Genomic DNA, 23,001 nt, shown 5'->3' with positions numbered 1-23,001 from the left:
CCATGGCATCCCTCTTCGAGTACGCACCGGCTCCCGAGTCCCGCTCGGTCGTCGACATCGCCCCCTCCTACGGGCTCTTCATCGACGGCGAGTTCACCGACGCCGCCGACGGCAAGGTCTTCAAGACCGTCTCGCCCAGCAGCGAGGAGGTCCTGTCGGAGGTCGCCCAGGCCGGCGCCGCCGACGTGGACCGCGCCGTCAAGGCGGCCCGCAAGGCCTTCGAGAAGTGGTCCGCGCTGCCGGGCTCCGAGCGTGCCAAGTACCTCTTCCGCATCGCCCGGATCATCCAGGAGCGCAGCCGCGAGCTCGCCGTCCTGGAGACCCTGGACAACGGCAAGCCGATCAAGGAGACCCGCGACGCGGACCTCCCGCTGGTCGCCGCGCACTTCTTCTACTACGCGGGCTGGGCCGACAAGCTCGACCACGCGGGCTACGGCGCGAACCCGCGCCCGCTCGGCGTCGCCGGCCAGGTCATCCCGTGGAACTTCCCGCTGCTGATGCTCGCCTGGAAGATCGCCCCGGCGCTCGCCACCGGCAACACGGTCGTCCTGAAGCCCGCCGAGACCACCCCGCTCTCCGCACTCTTCTTCGCGGACATCTGCCGCCAGGCGGGCCTGCCCAAGGGCGTCGTCAACATCCTCACCGGATACGGCGACGCGGGCGCGGCCCTCGTCGAGCACCCGGACGTCAACAAGGTCGCCTTCACCGGCTCGACCGCGGTCGGCAAGGCCATCGCCCGCTCGATCGCCGGCACCGACAAGAAGGTCACCCTGGAGCTGGGCGGCAAGGGCGCCAACATCGTCTTCGACGACGCCCCCGTCGACCAGGCCGTCGAGGGCATCGTCAACGGCATCTTCTTCAACCAGGGCCAGGTCTGCTGCGCGGGCTCCCGCCTCCTGGTCCAGGAGTCGATCCACGACGAGCTGCTGGACTCCCTCAAGCGCCGCCTCTCCACCCTGCGCCTGGGCGACCCGCTCGACAAGAACACCGACATCGGCGCGATCAACTCCGCCGAACAGCTCGCCCGGATCACCGCGCTCGCGGAGACCGGCGAGGCCGAGGGCGCCGAGCGCTGGTCCCCGGCGTGCGAGCTGCCGTCCTCCGGCTACTGGTTCGCCCCGACGCTCTTCACGAACGTCACCCAGGCGCACACCGTCGCCCGCGACGAGATCTTCGGCCCGGTGCTGTCCGTGCTGACCTTCCGTACGCCCGACGAGGCCGTCGCCAAGGCCAACAACAGCCAGTACGGCCTGTCCGCCGGCATCTGGACGGAGAAGGGCTCGCGCATCCTCGCGGTCGCGAACCAGCTCCGCGCCGGCGTCGTCTGGGCCAACACGTTCAACAAGTTCGACCCGACCTCGCCCTTCGGCGGCTACAAGGAGTCGGGCTTCGGGCGCGAAGGCGGCCGTCACGGCCTGGAGGGCTACCTCGATGTCTGAGTCGTCGACGCGTCTGAGCGTCTTCAAGACCTACAAGCTGTACGTCGGGGGCAAGTTCCCCCGCTCCGAGAGCGGCCGGGTGTACGAGGTGAGCGACTCCAAGGGCAACTGGCTGGCCAACGCCCCGCTGTCCTCCCGCAAGGACGCCCGTGACGCGGTCGTCGCCGCCCGCAAGGCGTTCGGCGGCTGGTCCGGCGCGACCGCCTACAACCGCGGCCAGATCCTCTACCGCATCGCCGAGATGCTGGAAGGCCGCCGCGAGCAGTTCGTCCGCGAGGTCGGCGAGGCCGAGGGCCTGTCCAAGTCGAAGGCGGCCGCCGTCGTCGACGCGGCCGTCGACCGCTGGGTCTGGTACGCGGGCTGGACCGACAAGATCGGCCAGCTCGTGGGCGGGGCCAACCCCGTCGCGGGCCCGTTCTTCAACCTTTCCACCCCGGAGCCGACCGGTGTCGTCACGGTCGTGGCCCCGCAGGACTCCTCGTTCCTGGGCCTGGTCTGCGTGATCGCCCCGGTGATCGCGACGGGCAACACCGCCGTGGTCATCGCCAGCGAGAAGTCCCCGCTGCCCGCCCTCTCCCTGGGCGAGGTGCTCGCCACCTCCGACCTGCCGGGCGGCGTGGTCAACATCCTGTCCGGCAAGGCCGACGAGATGGGCCCGCACCTGGCGTCCCACCAGGACGTCAACGCGATCGACCTGGCCGGCGCCGGCCCGGCCCTGGCCAAGGAGCTGGAGATCGCGGCGGCCGACAACCTCAAGCGCGTCCTGCGTCCACAGCCTGTGGACGACTGGAGCGCCGACCCGGGCACGTCGCGCATGACGGCGTTCCTGGAGACCAAGACCGTCTGGCACCCCACCGGGTCGCTGGGCGCGGGCGGCTCGTCCTACTAGGGAGCGTCCGCGAAGCAGCGCTGGCCGCCCGCAGGGCGGGCGCGGTGGGACTTCGCGGATTCGACCCTGGGCGCACTCCCTGCGAGACCGGCCCCGGCAGCGTCCCCCGCGCTGCCGGGGCCTTCGTCCGTGTACGGCTCGGTTCGACGGCCGGGCACGGCTCAGCGGGCGCCGAGGGGGCCCAGGAGGGACGAGACCGCAGCCGTGGGCAGTTCACCCACCGACGGGCCCTGGGTGAGGATCCCCGTGACCGCCGTCGTACCCACCGACGGGAAGTCCGCGACCTTCGTGGCGACCCCGTTGTCCAGCGGGTCCACACCGGTGTGGGCCAGTGGGTTCACCTTGAGGTTCGCGATCGGATCCGTGACGCCGGCCACGGCGGCCGGGACGTCGAGCTCACCGGCCTGGGCGCCGCCCGCGGCCATCGCCAGCGCGGCGCCGGCCATCGAGAGGGTCAGCCCCGCGCCGCGGAGCCGGTTCGGTACCGAAGGGCCTGCGTGACGGCCTGCGTGACGTGCCATGGGATCCCGCCTGTGGTCGTGGTCGCGTGCGCACGCAGCGTAGTGGAGGTGTGTTCCTGGACACCAACCGGTCACCGGGAGGATCCCCTACCCGGGGGAATGGTTCAGACTGGTGTCCCGTGAGCTCTTCCTCTCCTTCTCCGACCCGGGTCGTCCTGCTGACCGGTCCGTCGGGCTCCGGCAAATCCTCCCTGGCCGCCCGCTCCGGGCTCCCCGTGCTGCGCCTCGACGACTTCTACAAGGAGGGCGAGGACCCCACCCTCCCGCTGGTGGAGGGCAGCTCCGACATCGACTGGGACTCCCCGCTGTCGTGGGACGCCGACACGGCCGTCGCCGCGATCGCCGAACTGTGCGCGTCGGGCCGGACGAACGTACCGGTGTACGACATCGCCACCAGCTCCCGCACCGGCTGGGACACCCTCGACATCGCCCGCACCCCGCTGTTCATCGCGGAGGGCATCTTCGCCGCGGACGTCGCCGCCCGCTGCCAGGAACTCGGTCTCCTCGCGGACGCCATCTGCCTGCGCGGCCGCCCCTCGACGACCTTCCGCCGCCGGCTCGCCCGCGATCTGCGCGAGGGCCGCAAGTCCGTGCCGTTCCTGCTGCGCAGGGGCCTGAGGCTGATGCGCGCCGAACGCGGCATCGTGGCCCGCCACGTCGCTCTGGGCGCACACGCCTGCGGCCGCGACGAGGCCCTGGGCCGCCTGGCAGCGGCCGCCGCGGGCCGCCACCGCACGACCACCCCGGCCTGATCGACACGCCCCCGTCAACTACTGACCGCGGACGTGAAAAGGCGGGATCAGGCGGACCCCCGGCCGCTCGATCCCGCCTCTTCTCCCCCCGACGGCCCCCGTCCCACCCCCGCAGGACGGGCCCCCCGGCCCGATGGTCCGTGTGGGTCGCGCTACGCGACCAGCTCCCCGAAGGACTCCGCCTCGTCGCGGCCGAAGCTCAGCGACTCGTCCTCCCGCAGGCGCCGCAGCGAGCGCCAGATGCTCGACTTCACCGTGCCGACGCTGATCCCGAGGATCTCCGCGATCTCCGGGTCCGTACGGCCCTCGTAGTAGCGCAGCACCAGCATCGTGCGCTGCGGCTCCGGGATCCGGGTCAGCGCCTGCCACAGCACCGCGCGCAGCTCCGTACCGCGCATCGCGTCCGTGTCCGATGCCGTCTCCGGCAGCTCCTCCGTCGGGTACTCGTTCAGCTTCCGCCGACGCCACGCGCTGATGTGCAGGTTCGTCATGGTGCGGCGCAGGTACCCGCCGACCGCCGCCTTGTCGCTGATCCGGTCCCAGGCGCGGTACGTGGAGAACAGCGCGCTCTGCAGCAGGTCCTCGGCCTCGTAACGGTCACCGGTCAGGTGGAAGGCCGTCGCGTACAGGGCGGCCCGCCGCTCCTGGACGTACGCGGTGAACTCCGCCTCCGACGTGGAGGACGGGGTCTGCTGGGCGGGAACCGCCTGGTACTGGTTTGCGTCAATGGCTACGACGTGGGCCGGCCGGGGCCGGGCGACCGCCACCGTACGGACACCCGCCCGGCGGTTCACATCGTGCAGCCGCGTGACGACCGCGCCGGTGCTGGTGCTGTGCAGCGTGTTCATCTCGCGCCCCCCGTCGTGGAGTGTCTCTGCTTCGGATCGCTGTGCGTTGACAAGAAGACTGCCCGGCCGACTTAACCGGGGTGTCCGTCGACTGTCACAGCACTGTCACAGCGACCATCGGGAGGACCTCGGCGGACTCCCGCAGGATCTCGTTCACCTGACGGTCGAACTCCCGACGGGCTATGGGACAGAATGAGCCCGTGCCCTTCCTGTTGCTGATCGAGGACGACGACGCCATCCGCACGGCCCTCGAACTCTCCCTGTCTCGCCAGGGCCACCGTGTGGCCACCGCGGCGACGGGCGAGGACGGCCTCAAACTGCTCCGCGAGCAGCGGCCGGATCTGATCGTGCTGGACGTGATGCTGCCCGGGATCGACGGTTTCGAGGTGTGCCGGCGGATCCGCCGCACCGACCAACTGCCGATCATCCTGCTCACCGCGCGCAGCGACGACATCGACGTGGTCGTCGGCCTGGAGTCCGGAGCCGACGACTACGTGGTCAAGCCCGTCCAGGGGCGGGTCCTCGACGCCCGGATCCGGGCCGTACTGCGCCGCGGCGAACGCGAGTCGAGCGACTCGGCGAGCTTCGGCTCCCTCGTCATCGACCGGGCCGCCATGACGGTGACCAAGAACGGCGAGGACCTCCAGCTCACGCCGACCGAACTGCGGCTGCTCCTCGAACTGAGCCGCCGGCCCGGACAGGCCCTGTCCCGCCAGCAGCTGCTGCGCCTGGTCTGGGAGCACGACTACCTCGGCGACTCGCGGCTCGTGGACGCCTGCGTCCAGCGGCTGCGCGCCAAGGTCGAGGACGTACCCTCCTCGCCCACCCTGATCCGTACGGTCCGGGGCGTCGGATACCGCCTGGACTCCCCGCAGTGATCCGGTCGTTGCTCGCGGGCCGGCGCTGGACCAGCCTGCGGCTGCGGCTCCTCGTGGTCTTCGCGCTGGTCGCCCTGACGGCCGCCGTGTCCGCGTCCGGGATCGCCTACTGGCTCAACCGCGAGGCCGTGCTCACCCGTGTCCAGGAGGCCGCCCTGGGCGACTTCCGGCAGGAGATGCAGAACCGTGCCGCCGCGCTGCCCGCCGACCCCACGCCCGAGGAGCTGCAGCGCACCGCCGAGCTGATGGCGGGCAGCAGCCCCGGCTACAGCGTGCTGCTCGTGCAGGAGGGCAAGGACAGCCGCCAGATGTACGGCGCGGCCGGCCCCGACAACTTCCGCCTCGCGGACGTGCCGAAGTCCCTGCAGAACGCGGTGAACGACCGGCAGAAGACGACCGCGGCCAACGACGCCGAATACCACGTGTACTGGCAGCGGACGAAGCCGCGCGGCAACCCGTACCTGGTCGGCGGCACGCGGATCGTGGGCGGCGGGCCGACCGGCTACATGTACAAGTCCCTCGCCCAGGAGCGGGACGACCTGAACGCGCTCGCCTGGTCGTTGACCATCGCCACCGGCCTCGCGCTGCTCGGATCCGCGCTGCTCGCGCAGGCCGCGGCCCGCACCGTGCTCAAGCCCGTACAGCGGCTCGGGGACGCGGCACGGCGGCTCGGCGAGGGCGAACTGGACCACCGGCTCGACGTGTCGGGCACGGACGAACTCGCCGACCTGTCGCACACCTTCAACAAGACGGCCGAGGCGCTGGAGAAGAAGGTCGCCGACATGAGCGCGCGGGAGGAGGCCAGCCGGCGCTTCGTCGCGGACATGTCGCACGAGCTGCGCACCCCGCTGACGGCGCTGACGGCGGTCGCCGAGGTGCTGGAGGAAGAGGTCGAGGACCTCGATCCGATGATCGCACCGGCGGTGGGCCTGGTGGTCAGCGAGACCCGCCGCCTGAACATCCTGGTCGAGAACCTGATGGAGGTCACCCGCTTCGACGCGGGCACGGCCAAGCTGGTCCTGGACGACGTCAACGTCGCCGACCAGGTCACGGCCTGCATCGACGCCCGGGCCTGGCTCGACGCGGTCGAACTCGACGCCGAACGGGACATCACGGTGCGGCTCGACCCGCGCCGCCTCGACGTCATCCTCGCCAACCTGATCGGCAACGCGCTCAAGCACGGCGGCTCGCCGGTGCGGGTGTCGGTGACCGTGGAGGGGGACTGGCTGGTGATCGCGGTCCAGGACAACGGGCCGGGCATCCCCGAGGAGGTCCTGCCGCACGTCTTCGACCGCTTCTACAAGGCGAGCGCGTCGCGGCCGAAGTCGGACGGGAGCGGGCTCGGTCTGTCGATCGCCGTGGAGAACGCGCACATCCACGGCGGCGACATCACCGCGGCCAACGTGCCGGGCGGCGGGGCGCTGTTCACGCTCCGGCTGCCGGTGGACGTGGGAAAGGCGATCAGTGGTGACCTGGATGCGTAGGGCCCTGCCGGCGGTGCCGGCCGTACTGGTCCCGCTCGTCGGGATCGCGCTGCTCGCGACGTCGGGCTGCGGGATCCGGGCGACGACCGTGCCCGTGGACGTGGGCGCGGCGCCGTCGCGCGTCTCGTGCGACACCCCCGCGCAGCCGGGCGGACAGAGCGGCGCGCCGGGCTTCCCGGCCACGGTGGAGCTGGTCTGCGGGTCGCAGCTGGTGGGCGTGGAGCGACTGGTCCCGATGCCCGAGAAGAGCGCCGTACGGGACCCCGCCGTGCAGGCCGCGCAGGCGCTGCTGGAGGCGCTGGAGCGGACGCCGAGCACGGAGGAGCGGGACGCCGGCTTCACGACCGGGGTCCCGGCCGGGCTGACGGCGGGCGCGCCGAAGGCGGGCGACCCGGCGGGCACGGTGCGGCTCAGCCGCAAGCCGGAGGACCTGCCGCCGGTGGCGCTGTCGCAGATCGTGTGCACGCTGGCGGGCAGCGAGACGGTGTCGGCGGGGCCGGGTCCGGTGGTCCTGGGCGGACCGGACGCCGATCCGCCGCGGGCGTGGGAGTGCACGGAGGCGGTCCGCTCCCGTCCGGAGTCGGTCCCGACGCTGGGCGAGATCGTCCGGCCGACGCCGTCACCTTCCGCGGGACGCTGAGGCTGCGCCTGTTGCCGGGCGCGCCGCCGTTGCGGGGGCTCCGCCCCGAGCCCCGCGCCTCAGAGGCCGGCCGGGCTGGTTTCGGGGGCTCCGCCCCCGCGCCTCAAGCGCCGGTGGGGCTGGAGTTCAGCCCATCCGGCGGTTGGGGACCGGGGCCGGGCGGAGCCCGGGGAACGGCGGGCGGGCTCCGCGCAGCGGCACGGTACGCCGACGGCCCCCTGAGCCGGGGCTCAGGGGGCCGGGGGAAAGCGGGTGGACAGGTCCCGCCGGACGGAGTCCGGCGCGCCGAAAAAATCAGAGGCCCATCGCCGCCGCGAGGTCCTTCTTGATCGTGTCCAGCACTTCCTGGCCGGTCACGCGGGCGGCCGCGAGGTCGGAGGCCTCGGCCACCGGGACGACGACCTCCAGGTAGCACTTCAGCTTGGGCTCCGTGCCCGACGGGCGGCAGATGACGCGGGCCTTGTACGCGCCGTCCAGGTAGTAGCGCAGGCCGTCCGTCGGCGGCAGCGACTCCGTGCCCTTCGCCAGGTCCTCCGCCGAGACCACCCGCAGGCCCGCCAGCGAGACCGGCGGCTCCGCCCGCAGCGCGGCCATGGCCGAGGCGATCACCGACAGGTCCGAGACGCGGACCGACAGCTGGTCGGTGGCGTGCAGGCCGTGGGCCATCGCCAGGTCGTCCAGCAGGTCGCTCAGCGTGCGGCCCTGCTCCTTGAGCTCGGAGGCCAGTTCGGCGACCAGCAGGGCGGCGGTCACGCCGTCCTTGTCGCGGACGCCCTCGGGGTCCACGCAGTAGCCGAGCGCCTCCTCGTAGCCGTAGCGCAGGCCCTCGACGCGGGCGATCCACTTGAAGCCCGTCAGGGTCTCCTCGTGGCCGACGCCCGCCGCCTCCGCGATCCGGCCCAGGAGGCTGGAGGAGACGATGGACTGCGCGAAGACGCCGGTCGCGCCCTTGTGGACCAGGTGCGCCGCGAGCAGCGCGCCGACCTCGTCCCCGCGCAGCATCCGCCAGCCGTCCGCGGTGGGGACGGCCACCGCGCAACGGTCCGCGTCGGGGTCGTTCGCGATCACGATGTCCGGCTGGACCTCGGCGGCCCTGGCGAAGGCCAGGTCCATCGCGCCCGGCTCCTCCGGGTTGGGGAACGCCACCGTCGGGAAGGCCGGGTCCGGTTCGGCCTGCTCGGCGACCAGGACCGGCTCCGGGAAGCCGTGCCGGGCGAAGGCCGCCATGACGACGTCCTTGCCGACACCGTGCATGGCCGTGTAGACGGTCCGCACGCCCCGGGGGGAGCCGGGGGTCAGGACGGCGTCCGTACGGGCCAGGTAGGCCTCCAGGACCTCGTCGCCGAGGTCCTCCCAGCCGGACTCCGGGCGGGGGACCGAGGCGAGCGTGTCGACGCGGGCGATCTCCGCCGCGATCTCCGCGTCCGCCGGGGAGACGATCTGCGAGCCGTCGCCGAGGTAGACCTTGTAGCCGTTGTCCCGGGGCGGGTTGTGGCTCGCGGTCACCTCGACGCCGGCGACGGCGCCCAGGTGCCGTATGGCGTACGCGAGGACGGGCGTGGGCAGCGGGCGGGGCAGGACGGCCGCGCGCAGGCCTGCGCCGGTCATGACGGCCGCGGTGTCGCGGGCGAAGTCGGCCGACTTGTAGCGGGCGTCGTAGCCGACCACGACCAGGCCGCCGGCGTGGCCCCGGGCCTTCAGGTAGGCCGCGAGGCCCGCCGCGGCCCGGATGACCACGCTGCGGTTCATCCGCATCGGGCCCGCGCCGATCTCACCGCGCAGTCCGGCGGTGCCGAACTGGAGGGTGCCGGAGAAACGGTCGGTCAGCTCCGCCGTGTCGCCCGCCCCGATGAGCGCGGCGAGCTCGGCCGCCGTCTCCGGGTCGGGGTCCTCCGCCAGCCAGGCCTGCGCCCGGGTGATCAGGTCGTCCTGTTCCTGCACTACTTCCGCCTTACCTCTCGTACGGTCCCGGGGCCTCAGATGCGGGCGAGGACCTGGGTCAGCAGCTTGCCCATGCGCGCGGCCGAGTCACGGCCGGCCTGCAGGACCTCTTCGTGGTTCAGCGGCTCGCCGGAGATGCCCGCCGCCAGGTTCGTGACCAGGGAGATGCCGAGCACCTCGGCGCCGGCCTCACGGGCGGCGATGGCCTCCAGCACGGTGGACATGCCGACGAGGTCGGCGCCCATCACGCGGATCATGTTGATCTCGGCCGGGGTCTCGTAGTGCGGGCCGGGGAACTGCACGTAGACGCCCTCCTCCAGGGAGGGGTCGATCTCCTTGCACAGCGCGCGCAGCGCGGGCGAGTACAGGTTCGTCAGGTCCACGAAGTTCGCGCCGATGATCGGCGAGGTGGCCGTCATGTTGATGTGGTCGCTGATCAGGACCGGCTGGCCGGGCTGCATGCCCTCACGCAGACCGCCGCAGCCGTTGGTCAGCACGACGGTCTTGCAGCCCGCGGCGACGGCGGTGCGGACACCGTGGGCGACGGCGGCGACGCCGCGGCCCTCGTAGTAGTGGGTGCGGCCGAGGAAGACCAGCGCGCGCTTGTCGCCGATCTTGTACGAGCGGATCTTGCCGCCGTGTCCTTCGACGGCGGCCGGCGGGAACCCGGGCAGCTCGGTGACGAGGAACTCGGCCTCGGGGGCGCCCAGGGCCTCGGCGGCCGGGGCCCAGCCGGAGCCCATGACGAGGGCGACATCGTGGGTCTCGGCGCCGGTGAGCTCCCGCAGGCGGGCGGCTGCGGCGTCGGCGGCGGCGGTGGGATCGGTAACAGATGCGTTCACGCAGACGAGCGTAGCCGCTCATTGCCTACGCGCGTAGATGGCACAGCTCACGATGCTCGGATCGTTGTCTTGTCGTTTCCGACCAAATGTCCGCGGTGACCCACCGTGACCTGCGGTGACCGGCGGGCGTCAGTCGCGGGAGCCCCCTGCCGGGGTCAGCAGGGGCGCTTGCGCAGCTCCATCACGTAGTCGTGCGGGGCGCCCGCGGACTCGGCCGCGTCGGCGATCTCGCCCAGGTAGCGCGCCGAGGGCAGGCCGCCCTCGTAGCCGTTGAGCACGTAGCACCAGGCGGCCTCGTCGCCTTCCAGGGTGTGCACCCGGATCCGCATGCGCCGGTAGATGTCGAGCCCGACGCCCTCCCAGCGGTCCATCGAGTCCTCGTCCAGCGGGGCGATGTCGTAGAGGGCGACGAAGACCTGGTGGCGCGGCGCCTCGACGAGCGTGGCGAGGGAACCCTCCCAGCCCATCTGCTCGCCGCCGAAGGTCAGCCGCCAGTCGTTGATCCAGCCCGTGCCGCGCAGCGGCGAATGGGGAGCGCGGCGCGTCATCAGCCGCGGGTCGAGGTTGCCGGCGTACGCGGCGTAGAGCGACATGAGGTCGAGGGTACGGGAGGGGCGGCCGTGGACGTGTGCCAGGCGGGGGTACACCCGGACGGAGTCCCGGGCGGGGACCGGGCGCGAAGCACCTTGAAGCGTGCGGGACAATGGAGCACGGAATGCATCCCCCGGGGAGACCCCCCGGATCGCCGGCCGGGGCGGCAGCCGGCCGGGTAGACGTGAGGCGGACTTTTCGTGACCCGGATCGTGATCATCGGCGGCGGACCCGGCGGGTATGAGGCAGCGCTGGTCGGTGCCCAGCTCGGCGCGGAGGTGACCGTCGTGGACTGCGACGGCCTGGGCGGGGCCTCGGTCCTCACCGACTGCGTACCTTCCAAGACCCTGATCGCAACCGCCGAGGTGATGACCACCTTCGACTCCTCCTACGAGGAGCTGGGGATCATCGTCGCCGACGACACCCCGCACATCGAGCAGGCGGCGCGCGTGGTCGGCGTGGATCTCGGCAAGGTGAACCGGCGTGTCAAGCGGCTCGCGCTCGCCCAGTCGCACGACATCACCGCCTCGGTGACCCGGGCCGGGGCCAAGGTCATGCGCGGCCGCGGCAAGCTGGGCGGCCCGCAGGGCATCGACGGCACGCGTGACGTCATCGTCACCGCCGCCGACGGCACCGAGACGATCCTGACGGCCGACGCCGTCCTCATCGCCACCGGCGGCACCCCCCGCGAGATCCCCGACGCCCAGCCCGACGGCGAGCGCATCCTGAACTGGACCCAGGTCTACGACCTGGAGGAGCTCCCCGAGGAGCTCATCGTGGTCGGCTCCGGTGTGACCGGCGCCGAGTTCGCCGGCGCGTACCAGGCACTCGGCTCCCGGGTGACCCTGGTGTCCTCCCGCGACCGCGTGCTGCCGGGCGAGGACCCCGACGCGGCCGCCGTCCTGGAGGACGTCTTCCGGCGCCGCGGCATGAACGTCGTCGGGCGCTCGCGCGCCGAGTCCGCCAAGCGGGTCGGCGACCGGGTCGAGGTCACCCTCTCCGACGGCCGGGTCCTGACCGGCAGCCACTGCCTGATGGCGGTCGGCGCTGTCCCGAACACGCAGAACATGAACCTGGAGGAGTCCGGCGTCCGGCTCAAGGACTCCGGGCACATCTGGACCGACAAGGTCTCGCGCACCTCCGCGCCGGGCGTGTACGCCGCCGGTGACGTCACGGGCGTCTTCGCGCTCGCGTCCGTCGCGGCCATGCAGGGGCGCATCGCGATGTACCACTTCCTCGGCGACGCGGTGGCCCCGCTGAACCTGAAGACGGTGTCCTCGAACGTCTTCACCGACCCCGAGATCGCCACCGTCGGCTACACCCAGGCGGACGTCGACGCCGGCAAGATCGACGCCCGCGTCGTGAAGCTTCCCCTGCTGCGCAACCCGCGCGCCAAGATGCAGGGCATCAGGGACGGCTTCGTGAAGATGTTCTGCCGCCCGGGCACCGGCATCGTGGTGGGCGGCGTGGTCGTCTCCCCGCGTGCGAGCGAGCTCATCCACCCGATCTCGATCGCCGTCGACAACAATCTGACGGTCGAGCAGATCGCAAACGCGTTCACCGTGTACCCCTCTCTGTCGGGGTCGATCGCCGAGGTGGCCCGCCAGCTGCACACCCGGAAGACCGGCGGGGAGGCGTAGGCTCCGCCAACCGCCGCACGCCACAAGGGCTTTGGGGCGGGGCGCGGTCGCACGGCGAGGCGTTCACCCACGTCTCGGGCTGCGTATACCACCAGCCGCCCCGCTCTATGGACAACTTCGGTAATCCGGCGCAAAGAGCTGAAAGCAGACGGTCGTTGGGGTTACTGTCAGTTTCGTGTTCGCTGCAGAACGTCGCCAATTGATCCTCGAAATGGTGCGGGCCAACGGAGCGGTGTCGCTCCGGGAGCTCGCCCGCGTCGTCCAGACCTCCGAAGTGACCGTACGGCGGGACGTGCGGGCACTGGAGGCCGAAGGACTCCTCGACCGCCGACACGGCGGTGCGGTCTTGCCGGGCGGTTTCACGCGGGAGTCCGGCTTTCCGCAAAAGTCCCATCTCGCGACGGCGGAGAAGACCGCCATTGCCGATGTCGCGGCCGGCCTCGTGGAAGAGGGCGAGGCCGTCGTCGTCGGCGCCGGCACCACGACGCAGGAGCTGGCCCGCCGGCTCGCCCGGGTGCCCGGCCTGACCGTCGTGACCAACTCGCTCCTGGTCGCCCAGGCGCTGGCCCACGCCAACCGGGTCGAAGTCGTCATGACGGGCGGCACCCTGCGCGGGTCCAACTACGCCCTCGTGGGCAGCGGGGCCGAGCAGTCCCTCCAGGGGCTGCGGGTGTCCCGGGCCTTCCTGTCCGGGAGCGGCCTGACCGCCGAGCGCGGGCTGTCCACGTCCAACATGCTGTCCGCCAGCGTGGACCGGGCGCTGGTACAGGCGGCCGCGGAGGTGGTGGTGCTGGCGGACCACACGAAGCTCGGCACCGACACCATGTTCCAGACGGTGCCGACGGACGTGATGACCCGCCTGGTCACGGACGAGCCCCCGCCGCACGACGACCGGGCGGCGACGGAGCTCCAGGCCCTGGCGGACCAGGGCGTCCAGATCACCGTGGCCGGCGGCCCCGCGGCCTCCGGCGGCGTGGACGGCATGCAGGGACGCCGACCGCGCCGGGACTCGCCGCTCCCGGTGCAGCGGCGCGGCGGCCCCACGGCCCAGCTGCGCAGCGCGCCCGGCGGGATGCTGGAGCAGCAGGCGGAGCGGGCGCGGGTCGCGGACATGCGGCGCCGCTAGGTCGTGTCGTCGAAGTCCCGCCTGGCCGGCGGAGCCTGGCACGCACGCTCCCTGGAGCCCCGAATCGCGAAGGCCCCGCCCGGTTCGACCGGGCGGGGCCTTCGCGTGTGCGCGGACACGGTCCGGGACGTCAGTCCTTGATCTCGCAGATCGTGGCGCCGGAGGTGACCGAGGCCCCGACCTCGGCGGTGAGGCCCACGATGGTGCCGGAGCGGTGCGCGTTGAGCGGCTGCTCCATCTTCATCGCTTCCAGTACGACGATCAGTTCGCCCTCGGTGACCTGCTGGCCCTCCTCGACGGCGACCTTGACGATCGTGCCCTGCATGGGGGAGGTGAGCGTGTCTCCGGATGCGGCCGGACCGGACTTCTTGGCCGCGCGGCGCTTCGGCTTCGCGCCGCCCGCGGCGGCCGTACGGGCCAGGGTCATGCCCAGGGACGAGGGGAGGGAGACCTCCAGGCGCTTGCCGCCGACCTCGACGACGACCGTCTCGCGGCCCGGCTCGTCCTCGGTGTCCTCCGCGGCCGGAGCCGTGAACGCCGGGATCTCGTTGACGAACTCCGTCTCGATCCAGCGGGTGTAGACGGTGAACGGGCTGCCGTCGGTGGGGGCGAAGGCGGGGTCGGTGACGACCGCACGGTGGAACGGGATGGCCGTGGCCATGCCCTCGACCTCGAACTCGGCGAGCGCGCGGGCAGCGCGCTGCAGCGCCTGCTCGCGGGTGGCGCCGGTGACGATCAGCTTGGCCAGAAGAGAGTCCCAGGCCGGGCCGATGACGGAGCCGGACTCGACACCCGTGTCGAGGCGGACGCCCGGGCCGGTCGGCGCGACGAACTTCGTCACCGTGCCGGGCGCCGGGAGGAAGCCGCGGCCCGGGTCCTCGCCGTTGATGCGGAACTCGATGGAGTGGCCGCGCAGGACCGGGTCCCCGTAGCCGAGCTCCTCGCCGTCGGCGATGCGGAACATCTCGCGGACCAGGTCGATGCCGGCGACCTCTTCGGTGACCGGGTGCTCGACCTGCAGGCGGGTGTTGACCTCCAGGAAGGAGATCAGGCCGTCGGCGGAGACGAGGAACTCCACCGTGCCGGCGCCGACGTAGCCGGCCTCCTTCAGGATGGCCTTGGAAGCGGCGTACAGCTCCGCGTTCTGAGCCTCGGTCAGGAACGGCGCCGGGGCCTCCTCCACCAGCTTCTGGTGGCGGCGCTGGAGGGAGCAGTCACGGGTCGAGACGACGACGACGTTGCCGTGCGAGTCGGCCAGGCACTGGGTCTCGACGTGGCGCGGCTTGTCCAGGTAGCGCTCGACGAAGCACTCGCCGCGGCCGAAGGCGGCGACGGCCTCGCGGACGGCGGAGTCGTAGAGCTCCGGCACCTCTTCGAGGGTGCGGGCGACCTTCAGACCGCGGCCGCCGCCGCCGAAGGCGGCCTTGATGGCGATCGGCAGGCCGTGCTCCTTGGCGAAGGCGACGACCTCGTCGGCCCCGGAGACCGGGTCCGGCGTACCGGCGACCAGCGGCGCGCCGGCGCGCTGGGCGATGTGACGGGCGGCCACCTTGTCGCCGAGGTCACGGATGGCCTGCGGCGGCGGGCCGATCCAGGTCAGACCGGCGTCGAGCACGGCCTGGGCGAAGTCGGCGTTCTCGGACAGGAAGCCGTATCCGGGGTGGATGGCGTCCGCACCCGAGTCGGCGGCGGCCTGGAGGACCTTGGAGATGTCCAGGTAGCTCGCGGCCGGGGTGTCACCGCCCAACGCGAAAGCTTCGTCTGCCGCGCGGACGTGCAGAGCGTCCCGGTCCGGATCGGCGTAGACGGCTACGCTCGCGATCCCGGCGTCCCGGCAGGCCCGAGCAACGCGGACAGCGATTTCGCCACGGTTGGCGATGAGCACCTTGCGCACGATGGCTCCCTCCTTGAAACAAGCTGAGTTTAGGGACAGCCCACACGGCCTTTCGACCCTTCCCCGGTGGTGACCTTGCCCACACAGAGTGTGATGCGAGGCCCGCTCCGCCGGAGAACCCTTGTGGCGCCCCAGGTCAGGGGGATCCCCGACTGCACAGTAACCCCGTCATGTATCCAAGGTCTCTGTCTCCCCGGTCAGCGGCCCCGGGTGATTCTTTGTCGAGTCCCTACGAACGGCCCACATTTTCTTTGCGGTCGTGAGCGGAGTTGTCCCCTTGTTTACTGATTGGTAGCAGCCCAGTCGTCCCGGCCCTACCGGGACAACACCGTACCCACAGCGATGTGGCCCACGCGGGTACCGGGCGGGGCGCAGCGCGCCGGGCGTGTACTCCAGACGGTCGACGCCGGGACGCGGGGCGAAGTCGAGTACGGGGTCGCTCGCACGATCGCGGAATGAGTGAGTCCTCTTCTTGCGGGGCGGCGCGGTCACCGCGCGGTCGCGGCCCGTCACGGCCGCAAAGGCGGAGGCCTGATCGGCAGAAAGTGCGGACGCGCGCTAAGCGAGCGAGCGTTTTAGGCCACTCGGCGCCCCGCGCGCCCGAGGGGCGGGCGGATGTGAAGGTTCGATGGAGGGATTCGGCGGTCATTCGGCGCGCCGGGAGCAGGCTTTTGGGTGGTCCCCGGCCTTCCGGAGCGGGAGCTGTCGACGGACCGTCAGCGGTTAATCCTTCAAGGAAATATGACCCCTGGTCAGCCGGAGTCAGATCGGCCTTGTGGATGTTGACTGAAGTGAACGCGCCAGGTTAGGTTTGCTGTTCCGTGTGCCCTGTCCGACGTGCTGAGGCAAGTGGCTGCGGGGTCGCAGCGCCGAGCCGACCGAGCGTCCCGCAGGCCGTCTCCCGTCTCGGTGCTTCGAGCTCCGGTGCCGAGCGGTTGATAAAAGAGCGCTTTGACCGAGCGCTTCTATGAATAGCCATTTCATTCCCCGATGCCGGTGCGCACCGGTCTCGGGTGACTGCAAATGAAGATGTGAGGGAAAATTGCCGGGGGATGATCTTCTCTATGACATACATCAACCTGAAAAGGTTGCACGGGGATCGGATTTACCAGAGGAATGGCAGTGGCCGGACCGCCCGTACGACGTGGGTGAGGGCGAGGTCCACGTGTTCTCGGTGCTGAACGGGAGCGAATTCCCTCCCGCGGAAGACATGCCGCACCACGGTTCCGCGGGGGACGACCGGACCGTCCGGGCCCTGCTCGCCCGTCTGCTGATGCGGCCGCCGGACGACATCCGGCTCACGCGGGACGACCTGGGGCGGCAGAGATGGGACGCGGGACCGTGGGGGCTCGCGGTGTGCCGGGACGAGGGAGGACTGCTCGTCGCTCTCGCCCGGGGGCTGTCGGTGGCGCTCAGCGCGGTCACCGTCCGGGGCTCGGTCGAGGCGGAGGCCCTGCTGCCCTTCAGCCGAACGGAGCGCGCCTTCGCGGGGGAGGCGGCGGCCGGACGGCGGCCCTTGGTCCTGGCCCGGATGTGGGCCCGCAAGGAGGCGGCGCTGCGCCTGTCAGGACGCGGAGCCTTCGCGCTCGCCGCCGAGGTGGACGTGTCGGCCGCCGGGCCGGACGGCAGGGTGGAGCTGCCCGCCTCGGGGCCGTGGGGGACGAGCGGCGTCGCGTACGTACGGGATCTGCCCGCCGCAGCGGGAACGGTGGCGGCCGTGGCGGCCTCCGCTCCCGTCCGCCGGGCGGTGTTGCGGAGACTGCGATGTCCGGAGCCCGCTACGGCATGAGCACGGCGTGCGGGTCGACGCCGGTGACGTGGCCGGGGGCGCTCAGCTCCCGCCACGTCTCCATCGCGAGCCGGACGGCGCCGGCCTTCTCGTACTCCGCGGCCGCCGCCCTGAGGTCCGCGGCCGCTGCTTCCTCCTGATCCGCCGAGCGCCGGACGCGGGCCCGGATCACCGTGCACCGGGCCCGGTCGAGCGGGTCCAGCGCGGAGGGGTCCAGCGCTTCGGCGGCCGCGGCAGCGTCGTCCGCGGAGGCCTCCGCGGACCGTACGACGGCCAGTGCCTCCAGGGCCGCGAGCCAGGTGGCGGCCGTGGACGCGGAGCCGAGCGCCTGCGCGCGCCGGACCCGCTCCAGCAGGGCTTCGGCGCTCACGTCGCCGGTGGCGAGTGCCAGCAGGGCGCGGGCCCGGTCCAGGCGGAGGCGCAGCCGGACGTCCTCCGCCCCGCCGAGCAGCTCGTCCGCCCGGGCCAGCAGGCCGAGGGCCTCGCCGCCACCGCCGAGGTGGCGGGCGCCGGCCGCCGCCCAGAGCGCACACGCGCGCAACGGCTGGGCCGCCACCGCGGGCACCTCGTCGAGCAGGGCGTCGCCGAGGCTCTTCGCGCGGTGCCACTCCCCGCTCTCCACGTACGCCGTCAGCAGCACGACCTGGGCCTGGACGCGTTCGGGCCGGCCCGCGTCGAGGCCGGCCGCGGCGCCCGAGGCCTCCTCCGCGAAGGTGACGGCGTCGGACAGGCGTCCCGTACGCCGGTAGAGGTCGGCGAGTTCGATCGCCGCCCGGGTGCGCATGAGCTGCGCGGCCGTCGTGATCGGGTCGTTCAGCAGCTCCAGCAGGGTCGCCTCGCGTTCCGCATCGGCGCCCAGGCGGTCGAGCACCGTGGCCAGTTCCCAGCGGGCCTCCCAGCGCACCTCGTCGAACCCGCCGTCGCCGGCCTGCCGGACGACGGCGTCCAACTGGCTCCGCGCCGCGGCCCAGTCCCCGGCCAGCTGGCTGGAGCGGGCCGCCACCAGCAGGCCGACCAGCTGGAGCCGGTGGGTGCGCTGCCGGTCCTGCGCCTCGGGCTCGCACAGCTCCTCCAGCGTCACGCCGAGCCGCCCGGCAATGACCTTGGCGGCCTTGAGGCTGGGGATCCGGTGACCGCTCTCCACCAGCGACACGTAGCTGGACGAGACGCCCTCGCCGGCGAGGTCCCCCTGGGACAGGCCCTGGAGGCGACGGCTTTCCCGGACGCGTTTCCCGAATGCTGGCTGCTCGATCGTCAAGGTTCGGCTCGCTGTGTGGTTGAAGGACGGATGGATATTTACGGAGTGTGACAAAGATTCTACCCGACATGGCGCGTTCCGTAAGGACGAGTGATGCCCCCGTGCCGATTTTTGCGCATTGTTGGGGTATTCACGTAGTCACATTCGAGTCATGTTAAAGTCAATACCCATGACAATCGATGGACGGCCAGGCCGCCGCCGCCGGTGGGGCATCTATGTCCTGCTGGGGGCCGTGGCGGTCAGTTCGGTCGGCGAGGCGATGATGGTCGTCGCCGTCCCGTGGTTCGTGCTGCAGACGACCGGCAGCGTGGCGCAGACCGGAATCCTCGTCGCCCTGGGTGCCGTCGCCTCGGGAACCGTCGGATTCGTTTCCGGCCCCCTGGTGGACCGTTGGGGATTCCGGACGACGGCGGTGCTCTCCTATGCGGTCGGCGGTATCGGAGCGGCGTGCATTCCGGTCGTGCACGCGCTGGAGATGCTGAACTTCCCCGTCCTCGCGGCACTCGTCGTGGCCGCCAATGTGCTGGACATCCCCGCCTCCGCGGCCGTCACCGGTCTGGTGCCCGAGCTGTCCGCGGATGCGGACATGCCGCTGGAGCGGGGCAACGCGCTGCTCAGCGGAGTCCACCAGGTCGCCCAGTTGTGCGGGCCTCCCCTGGGGGGAGCCGCCGTCGCCCTCCTCGGGGTCGCCGACGTCCTGCTCATCGACGCGGCGGCCTGCCTCCTGGCGGCGGCCCTGATCCTCGGCTGCATCGCGGCCGGCCGGGCCGGGAGCCGGGGCGTACGGGCTGCGGATACCTACCTGGCCGAGTTGCGCTCGGGGCTGCGCACACTGCGCGAGCACCGGCTGCTGCGGGCCATGGCCGTGTCCGGGACCGCCTTCAACGGCCTGGACAGCGGACTGGCCGGCGTGGTCCTGGTGACGTACGCCTACCAGCACCTGGGGAGCGCCGCGGGCCTGGGCGTCCTGCTCACCGCCTTCGGGCTGGGGGCGGTGGCCGGCACGGTGGGCTACGCCGTCGCCGGGCACCGGCTCGGAGCCCGCCGGGTGTACCTCGGCTCGGGCTTCGCGGTGGCCCTGTCGATCGGCGCGCTCGCCGCCCTGCCCTCCCTCGCCGTCGGTGCCGTGGTGCTCGCGCTGCTCGGCGCCTTCGCCGCCCCGGTGGGCCCGGTTCGCACCGGTGTGCTCCAGCGCAGCGTTCCGCGTGAGCAGTACGGGCGGGTGACGGCCGCGGTCGACACGGCCGGGCTGGTGGCCGTTCCGCTCGGGGCCTCCCTGACGGTGGTGCTCGTGGGCGCCGCCGGCCTGCGCCCGACGATCGTCACGCTCGCCTGCGCCTACCTGCTGGTGGTCTGCTGCTGCTGGGCGGCGCCCGCGCTGCGGGGCATGCGGGCCGACCAGCAGCCATGACAACCATGACTGAACTTGACAATCAATGACAAGGGGTTGACGCTGACTCTCCATGGACTCCGCCCCGAGGAGGGATACATGAGCTCCGCTCCCGCCTGGCCGACCGCTCTCGACGAGCCGGTGCAGGTCCCCGACCCCGGACGCCTGGAGGCACTCCGAGCCGTCCGGGACTTCCTGGCCGGCGACCCCGGCGCCGTCCACGACCTGCTCTGCGAGATCTCCACGCACCGCGCCGCCGGATACGAGATCGAGGCGACCATCGCCACGCTCGACGGCGCGCTCGCCGAGTTCGAGACGTACCGGCCGGGCCGGGTCCCGCGACTGGCGGTCTACATGCCGTCCAACGTCGTCCTGTACTCGTACGCCCTGTACCTGCTGGTGCCCGCCCTCTACGCGGACCGGCTGGTCTTCCGCCCCTCCAGTCAGGTCAAGGACCAGATGGGCAGGCTGCACCGGCTGCTCGCCGCGCACCACGGGCTGCCGATCGAACTGACCAATGCCAGCCAGCGCGAATTCCTGCGTGAGCACGTCCGGCCGGCCGACGTCGTCGTCTTCACCGGCGCCTACCGCAACGCCGAGCAGATCAGGCCCCAACTGTCCCCGGGCCAGCTGTTCCTGTTCCTCGGCTCCGGGGTCAACCCCTTCGTCGTCGCCCCGGGCGCCGACCTCGCCAGGGCGGCTCGGGACGCCGTGGAGATCCGGATGCACAACGCCGGCCAGGACTGCCTGGGCCCGGACCTGTTCTGCGTCCAGGAGGACCTGCTCGACGAGTTCCTCGACCTTCTCGTCACCGAGCTCAAGGCCCTGCGCTACGGGCCCTACACCGATCCGGACGCCGACTACGGGCCCGTCTTCTACGACGGCGCGCTGGAGGAGGCCGCCCAGTTCCTGGCCCGCAACCGCCGCAACATCGTCCACGGCGGTCATGTCGACTTCCGCGAGCGGCGGATGGAGCCCACCGTCGTCGTCGGCGAGGAGGTGACCCCGCGCACCCCGGTGCCGGAGTTCTTCGCGCCTGTCTTCAACGTCGTCGGCTACCGGGACCCGGAGGTCCTGGCGGCCACCCTCACCACCGCGGTGTTCACCGAACGGGCCCTCGGATCCAGCGTGTACGGCGACGCACCCGCCCTGGCCGACGCCCTGCGCCGGCGCACCACCGTCACCGTCGACACCACCCTGCTGTCCATCGACGACGGCAACGCGCCCTTCGGCGGATACGGGCGGATGGCCAACTACATCACCGACGGCACGCAGATGTGGACCGAGCCGGTCCTCGTCTCCAAGGCAGTCGCCGAGCACCTCCCGGCGGCCGGCCGATGAACGACCGCACCTATTCCAGCGCTTGGCACGCCGTCGCCGACCATCTGCACCACCTCGGCACCGGCGCTGTCTTCGGCCTGCCCGGCGACGACATGGACCTCCTGGCCGCCCTGGAGGGCACCGACACCCGGTTCGTCCTCTGCCGCGACCAGCGCAACGCCCTGTTCATGGCGACCGGTTACGCCCTCGCCTCAGGGCGGCCCGGCATCTGCGCGGTGGGCAAGGGCCCCGCCCTGACCAACACCCTCACGGGGGTGCTGGAGGCGGCCTCCGCCGCCGCGCCCGTCGTCCTCATCGCCGGGGGGACCGCCCTGGACCGGCTGGGTACGGGGGCCTTCCAGGAGCTCGACCAGCTCGCCGCGGTGCGGCCGTACGTCAAGTGGGCGGCGCGGGTGGACCACGCCGACCGGCTGGCGGGCGTACTGGAGAAGGCGGTCACCATCGCCGTCAACGGCACGCCCGGCCCCGTGTACGTCGAGATCGCGGAGCAGGCGGCCGGGGAACCGGTCACCCGCGTCGGCCCGTGGCGGCAGGCAGCCCCGCAGCGGCAGACCCCGGACCCCGACGTCCTGCGGACCACCGCCGACGCCGTCGCCGCGGCCCGGCGGCCCCTGCTGCTGGTCGGCGGCGGCGCCCGCCACCGCAACTCCGGCCGCCTGTTGGAGGCCTTCGCCGAGCGGCTCGGCGCCGGAATCTTCACCACCGCCTCCGGCCGGGGCACGGTCGACGAGGACCACCCGCTCTTCTGCGGAGTGTCGGGCCTCTACACCGTGGCCCCCGCCGACCGGCTGTGGCGCGAGACCGACCTGGTGATCGCGCTCGGCAGCCGGCTGGAGGAGACGGCGACCTTCGGCTGGCCGGACGCCGCCGGGCTCCCGGTGATCCAGGTGGTGACGGGAGAGGAGAGCCTCGTCACCGGAAGGCCGGGCACCGGTGTGCTGGGTGATGTCGGACGGACCGTCGAGGCCTGGTCGCGGCTGCTGGACGGCCATGCGGCCGACACCGCCTGGACCGGACGGGTCCGTGCCGTACGGGAGGCCCACGCCGTACGCGCGGCCGAGCGGGCGGCCGCCGCGGACGCGGCGGCCGACGCCGCCGGGCCGGCCGCGGGCGTGCCGGTGGCGCGCGTGCTGTCCGCCCTCGCCGACGCCGTTCCCGAGACCCGCGTCCTCGTCCAGGAGAACGGCCTGCAGGACATGTGGTCGTACTTCTACCCCCACTGGAGCTGCGGGGCCCTCGGCGGGTCCGTCGTGCCCAGCGAACAGACCCCGCTCGGCTTCGGCGCCGCGGCTGCCGTGGGCGTCGCCCTGGCCGAGCCGGGACGGCCCGTGGTGGCCGTGGTCGGCGACGGCGCCTTCAACCTCTTCCGCTCCGAACTGCCCACCGTCGCCGACGCGGGCGTGGCCGTGCTGTACGTGGTCCTCGACAACGGCGGCTACGGGTGGCTCCAGACCAACCTGGACCGGGTGTCGGGCACCGGCTCGCGGTTCGCCTTCACCGCCGACCGCCCGACCGGATCCGAGGGCCTGGCCCACGCGTACGGACTCGGATACTGGCGCCTCGACAACCCCGGCGATCTCCACGGCGTCCTCCTCAAGGCGTGGCAGTACTGCGAGGAGAACAACACAGCAGGGGTGGTCGAGGTGGGGGTGTCCCTCGCCGACAGCCCTCCGGGAACCTCCGGGGCGAACGGCGACTTCCCGCTGCGTGAGGACGAATGAACGACTGCGAGACAAGG

Annotated in this window: 19 protein-coding genes; 12 read left to right on the top strand and 7 right to left on the bottom strand. The window is 72.2% G+C overall.

Annotated features, from left to right (window positions below; genetic code table 11):
* The first annotated feature begins 2 nt into the window (after positions 1-2).
* Entirely contained in the window at positions 3-1,439 is a 1,437-nt protein-coding gene (locus ACZ3X1_RS14400; protein ID WP_362625233.1) for an aldehyde dehydrogenase family protein, read from the top strand.
* Complete coding sequence (locus ACZ3X1_RS14395) at positions 1,432-2,328, top strand: aldehyde dehydrogenase family protein (RefSeq protein ID WP_356812436.1); 897 nt, start codon at positions 1,432-1,434, stop codon at positions 2,326-2,328. The genes ACZ3X1_RS14400 and ACZ3X1_RS14395 overlap by 8 nt, the downstream gene beginning before the upstream one ends.
* Before the next feature lie 161 nt (positions 2,329-2,489).
* Here the strand turns inward: ACZ3X1_RS14395 and ACZ3X1_RS14390 are convergent, their stop codons facing one another.
* The gene (locus tag ACZ3X1_RS14390) at positions 2,490-2,849 is read right to left on the bottom strand and encodes a hypothetical protein (RefSeq protein ID WP_356812437.1); all 360 of its coding nucleotides are present in this window, start codon (positions 2,847-2,849) and stop codon (positions 2,490-2,492) included.
* 50 nt (positions 2,850-2,899) lie between these two features.
* On the opposite strand from ACZ3X1_RS14390, the gene ACZ3X1_RS14385 reads away from it, so the two are divergent.
* Positions 2,900-3,601: a uridine kinase family protein gene (locus tag ACZ3X1_RS14385; RefSeq protein ID WP_467279874.1), complete on the top strand. Its 702-nt coding sequence runs from the start codon at positions 2,900-2,902 to the stop codon at positions 3,599-3,601.
* Positions 3,602-3,753: 152 nt separating this feature from the next.
* On the opposite strand, the gene ACZ3X1_RS14380 is transcribed toward ACZ3X1_RS14385, so the two are convergent.
* Positions 3,754-4,449 (bottom strand): SigE family RNA polymerase sigma factor, encoded by a 696-nt coding sequence (locus ACZ3X1_RS14380; RefSeq protein ID WP_356812438.1) that lies wholly within the window; start codon positions 4,447-4,449, stop codon positions 3,754-3,756.
* A gap of 200 nt (positions 4,450-4,649) precedes the next feature.
* On the opposite strand from ACZ3X1_RS14380, the gene afsQ1 reads away from it, so the two are divergent.
* The 3 genes from afsQ1 to ACZ3X1_RS14365 are packed head-to-tail and all read left to right on the top strand — an operon-like array spanning position 4,650 to position 7,451.
* Positions 4,650-5,327 carry a two-component system response regulator AfsQ1 gene (gene afsQ1, locus ACZ3X1_RS14375; RefSeq protein ID WP_063754818.1) on the top strand — a complete coding sequence of 226 codons (678 nt, stop codon included), beginning with the start codon at positions 4,650-4,652 and terminating at the stop codon, positions 5,325-5,327.
* Positions 5,324-6,811 carry a sensor histidine kinase gene (locus ACZ3X1_RS14370; RefSeq protein WP_356812439.1) on the top strand — a complete coding sequence of 496 codons (1,488 nt, stop codon included), beginning with the start codon at positions 5,324-5,326 and terminating at the stop codon, positions 6,809-6,811. The genes afsQ1 and ACZ3X1_RS14370 overlap by 4 nt, the downstream gene beginning before the upstream one ends.
* Positions 6,804-7,451: a hypothetical protein gene (locus tag ACZ3X1_RS14365; protein WP_356812489.1), complete on the top strand. Its 648-nt coding sequence runs from the start codon at positions 6,804-6,806 to the stop codon at positions 7,449-7,451. The genes ACZ3X1_RS14370 and ACZ3X1_RS14365 overlap by 8 nt, the downstream gene beginning before the upstream one ends.
* 294 nt (positions 7,452-7,745) lie before the next feature.
* On the opposite strand, the gene ACZ3X1_RS14360 is transcribed toward ACZ3X1_RS14365, so the two are convergent.
* The 3 genes from ACZ3X1_RS14360 to ACZ3X1_RS14350 all read right to left on the bottom strand — a co-directional run bounded on the left by ACZ3X1_RS14360 (position 7,746) and on the right by ACZ3X1_RS14350 (position 10,827).
* Positions 7,746-9,392, bottom strand: coding sequence for a phospho-sugar mutase (locus ACZ3X1_RS14360; protein ID WP_467279866.1), 1,647 nt, complete (start codon positions 9,390-9,392; stop codon positions 7,746-7,748).
* Between the two features lie 35 nt (positions 9,393-9,427).
* A complete protein-coding gene (locus ACZ3X1_RS14355; protein WP_356812441.1) occupies positions 9,428-10,234 on the bottom strand; it encodes a purine-nucleoside phosphorylase in 807 nt (268 codons plus the stop codon).
* Positions 10,235-10,389: 155 nt separating this feature from the next.
* Positions 10,390-10,827 (bottom strand): gamma-glutamylcyclotransferase family protein, encoded by a 438-nt coding sequence (locus ACZ3X1_RS14350; protein WP_356812442.1) that lies wholly within the window; start codon positions 10,825-10,827, stop codon positions 10,390-10,392.
* Positions 10,828-11,025: 198 nt separating this feature from the next.
* On the opposite strand from ACZ3X1_RS14350, the gene ACZ3X1_RS14345 reads away from it, so the two are divergent.
* Both ACZ3X1_RS14345 and ACZ3X1_RS14340 read left to right on the top strand, forming a co-directional pair.
* On the top strand, positions 11,026-12,465 hold the full coding sequence (locus tag ACZ3X1_RS14345; protein WP_467279862.1) for an NAD(P)H-quinone dehydrogenase: 1,440 nt from the start codon (positions 11,026-11,028) through the stop codon (positions 12,463-12,465).
* A gap of 175 nt (positions 12,466-12,640) precedes the next feature.
* Positions 12,641-13,591 (top strand): DeoR/GlpR family DNA-binding transcription regulator, encoded by a 951-nt coding sequence (locus ACZ3X1_RS14340; protein WP_356812444.1) that lies wholly within the window; start codon positions 12,641-12,643, stop codon positions 13,589-13,591.
* Between the two features lie 130 nt (positions 13,592-13,721).
* Here ACZ3X1_RS14340 and ACZ3X1_RS14335 read toward each other — a convergent pair whose 3' ends face one another.
* Positions 13,722-15,485 (bottom strand): acetyl/propionyl/methylcrotonyl-CoA carboxylase subunit alpha, encoded by a 1,764-nt coding sequence (locus tag ACZ3X1_RS14335; protein WP_467279859.1) that lies wholly within the window; start codon positions 15,483-15,485, stop codon positions 13,722-13,724.
* 1,144 nt (positions 15,486-16,629) lie between these two features.
* Between ACZ3X1_RS14335 and ACZ3X1_RS14330 the strand changes: the two genes are divergently transcribed.
* Positions 16,630-17,274, top strand: a complete 645-nt coding sequence (locus tag ACZ3X1_RS14330; RefSeq protein WP_467279857.1) for a 4'-phosphopantetheinyl transferase family protein — start codon at positions 16,630-16,632, stop codon at positions 17,272-17,274.
* Here ACZ3X1_RS14330 and ACZ3X1_RS14325 read toward each other — a convergent pair.
* A complete protein-coding gene (locus ACZ3X1_RS14325) occupies positions 17,264-18,532 on the bottom strand; it encodes a helix-turn-helix domain-containing protein (RefSeq protein WP_390075652.1) in 1,269 nt (422 codons plus the stop codon). The genes ACZ3X1_RS14330 and ACZ3X1_RS14325 overlap by 11 nt on opposite strands.
* A gap of 169 nt (positions 18,533-18,701) precedes the next feature.
* On the opposite strand from ACZ3X1_RS14325, the gene ACZ3X1_RS14320 reads away from it, so the two are divergent.
* From ACZ3X1_RS14320 to ACZ3X1_RS14310, 3 genes are all read left to right on the top strand, one after another.
* On the top strand, positions 18,702-19,943 hold the full coding sequence (locus ACZ3X1_RS14320) for an MFS transporter (RefSeq protein WP_467279854.1): 1,242 nt from the start codon (positions 18,702-18,704) through the stop codon (positions 19,941-19,943).
* Between the two features lie 78 nt (positions 19,944-20,021).
* Positions 20,022-21,263, top strand: coding sequence for an aldehyde dehydrogenase family protein (locus ACZ3X1_RS14315; RefSeq protein ID WP_356812449.1), 1,242 nt, complete (start codon positions 20,022-20,024; stop codon positions 21,261-21,263).
* Positions 21,260-22,984 (top strand): thiamine pyrophosphate-binding protein, encoded by a 1,725-nt coding sequence (locus tag ACZ3X1_RS14310; RefSeq protein WP_467279852.1) that lies wholly within the window; start codon positions 21,260-21,262, stop codon positions 22,982-22,984. Before ACZ3X1_RS14315 ends, ACZ3X1_RS14310 begins: the two co-directional genes overlap by 4 nt.
* The last annotated feature ends 17 nt before the right edge of the window (positions 22,985-23,001 follow it).

The organism is Streptomyces sp. NPDC023541 (assembly GCF_055559995.1).
Note: the sequence above shows the minus strand (reverse complement) of the source record. Positions and strands in the feature narration are given on the sequence as shown.

What these genes read in the sequence shown, in the direction of transcription:
- ACZ3X1_RS14400 (WP_362625233.1), top strand. Translation starts at nt 3, where the DNA reads ATGGCATCCCTCTTCGAGTACGCACCGGCTCCCGAGTCCCGCTCGGTC.
- ACZ3X1_RS14395 (WP_356812436.1), top strand. Translation starts at nt 1,432, where the DNA reads ATGTCTGAGTCGTCGACGCGTCTGAGCGTCTTCAAGACCTACAAGCTG.
- ACZ3X1_RS14390 (WP_356812437.1), bottom strand. Translation starts at nt 2,849, where the DNA reads ATGGCACGTCACGCAGGCCGTCACGCAGGCCCTTCGGTACCGAACCGG.
- ACZ3X1_RS14380 (WP_356812438.1), bottom strand. Translation starts at nt 4,449, where the DNA reads ATGAACACGCTGCACAGCACCAGCACCGGCGCGGTCGTCACGCGGCTG.
- ACZ3X1_RS14365 (WP_356812489.1), top strand. Translation starts at nt 6,804, where the DNA reads ATGCGTAGGGCCCTGCCGGCGGTGCCGGCCGTACTGGTCCCGCTCGTC.
- ACZ3X1_RS14350 (WP_356812442.1), bottom strand. Translation starts at nt 10,827, where the DNA reads ATGTCGCTCTACGCCGCGTACGCCGGCAACCTCGACCCGCGGCTGATG.
- ACZ3X1_RS14320 (WP_467279854.1), top strand. Translation starts at nt 18,702, where the DNA reads ATGACAATCGATGGACGGCCAGGCCGCCGCCGCCGGTGGGGCATCTAT.
- ACZ3X1_RS14315 (WP_356812449.1), top strand. Translation starts at nt 20,022, where the DNA reads ATGAGCTCCGCTCCCGCCTGGCCGACCGCTCTCGACGAGCCGGTGCAG.
- ACZ3X1_RS14310 (WP_467279852.1), top strand. Translation starts at nt 21,260, where the DNA reads ATGAACGACCGCACCTATTCCAGCGCTTGGCACGCCGTCGCCGACCAT.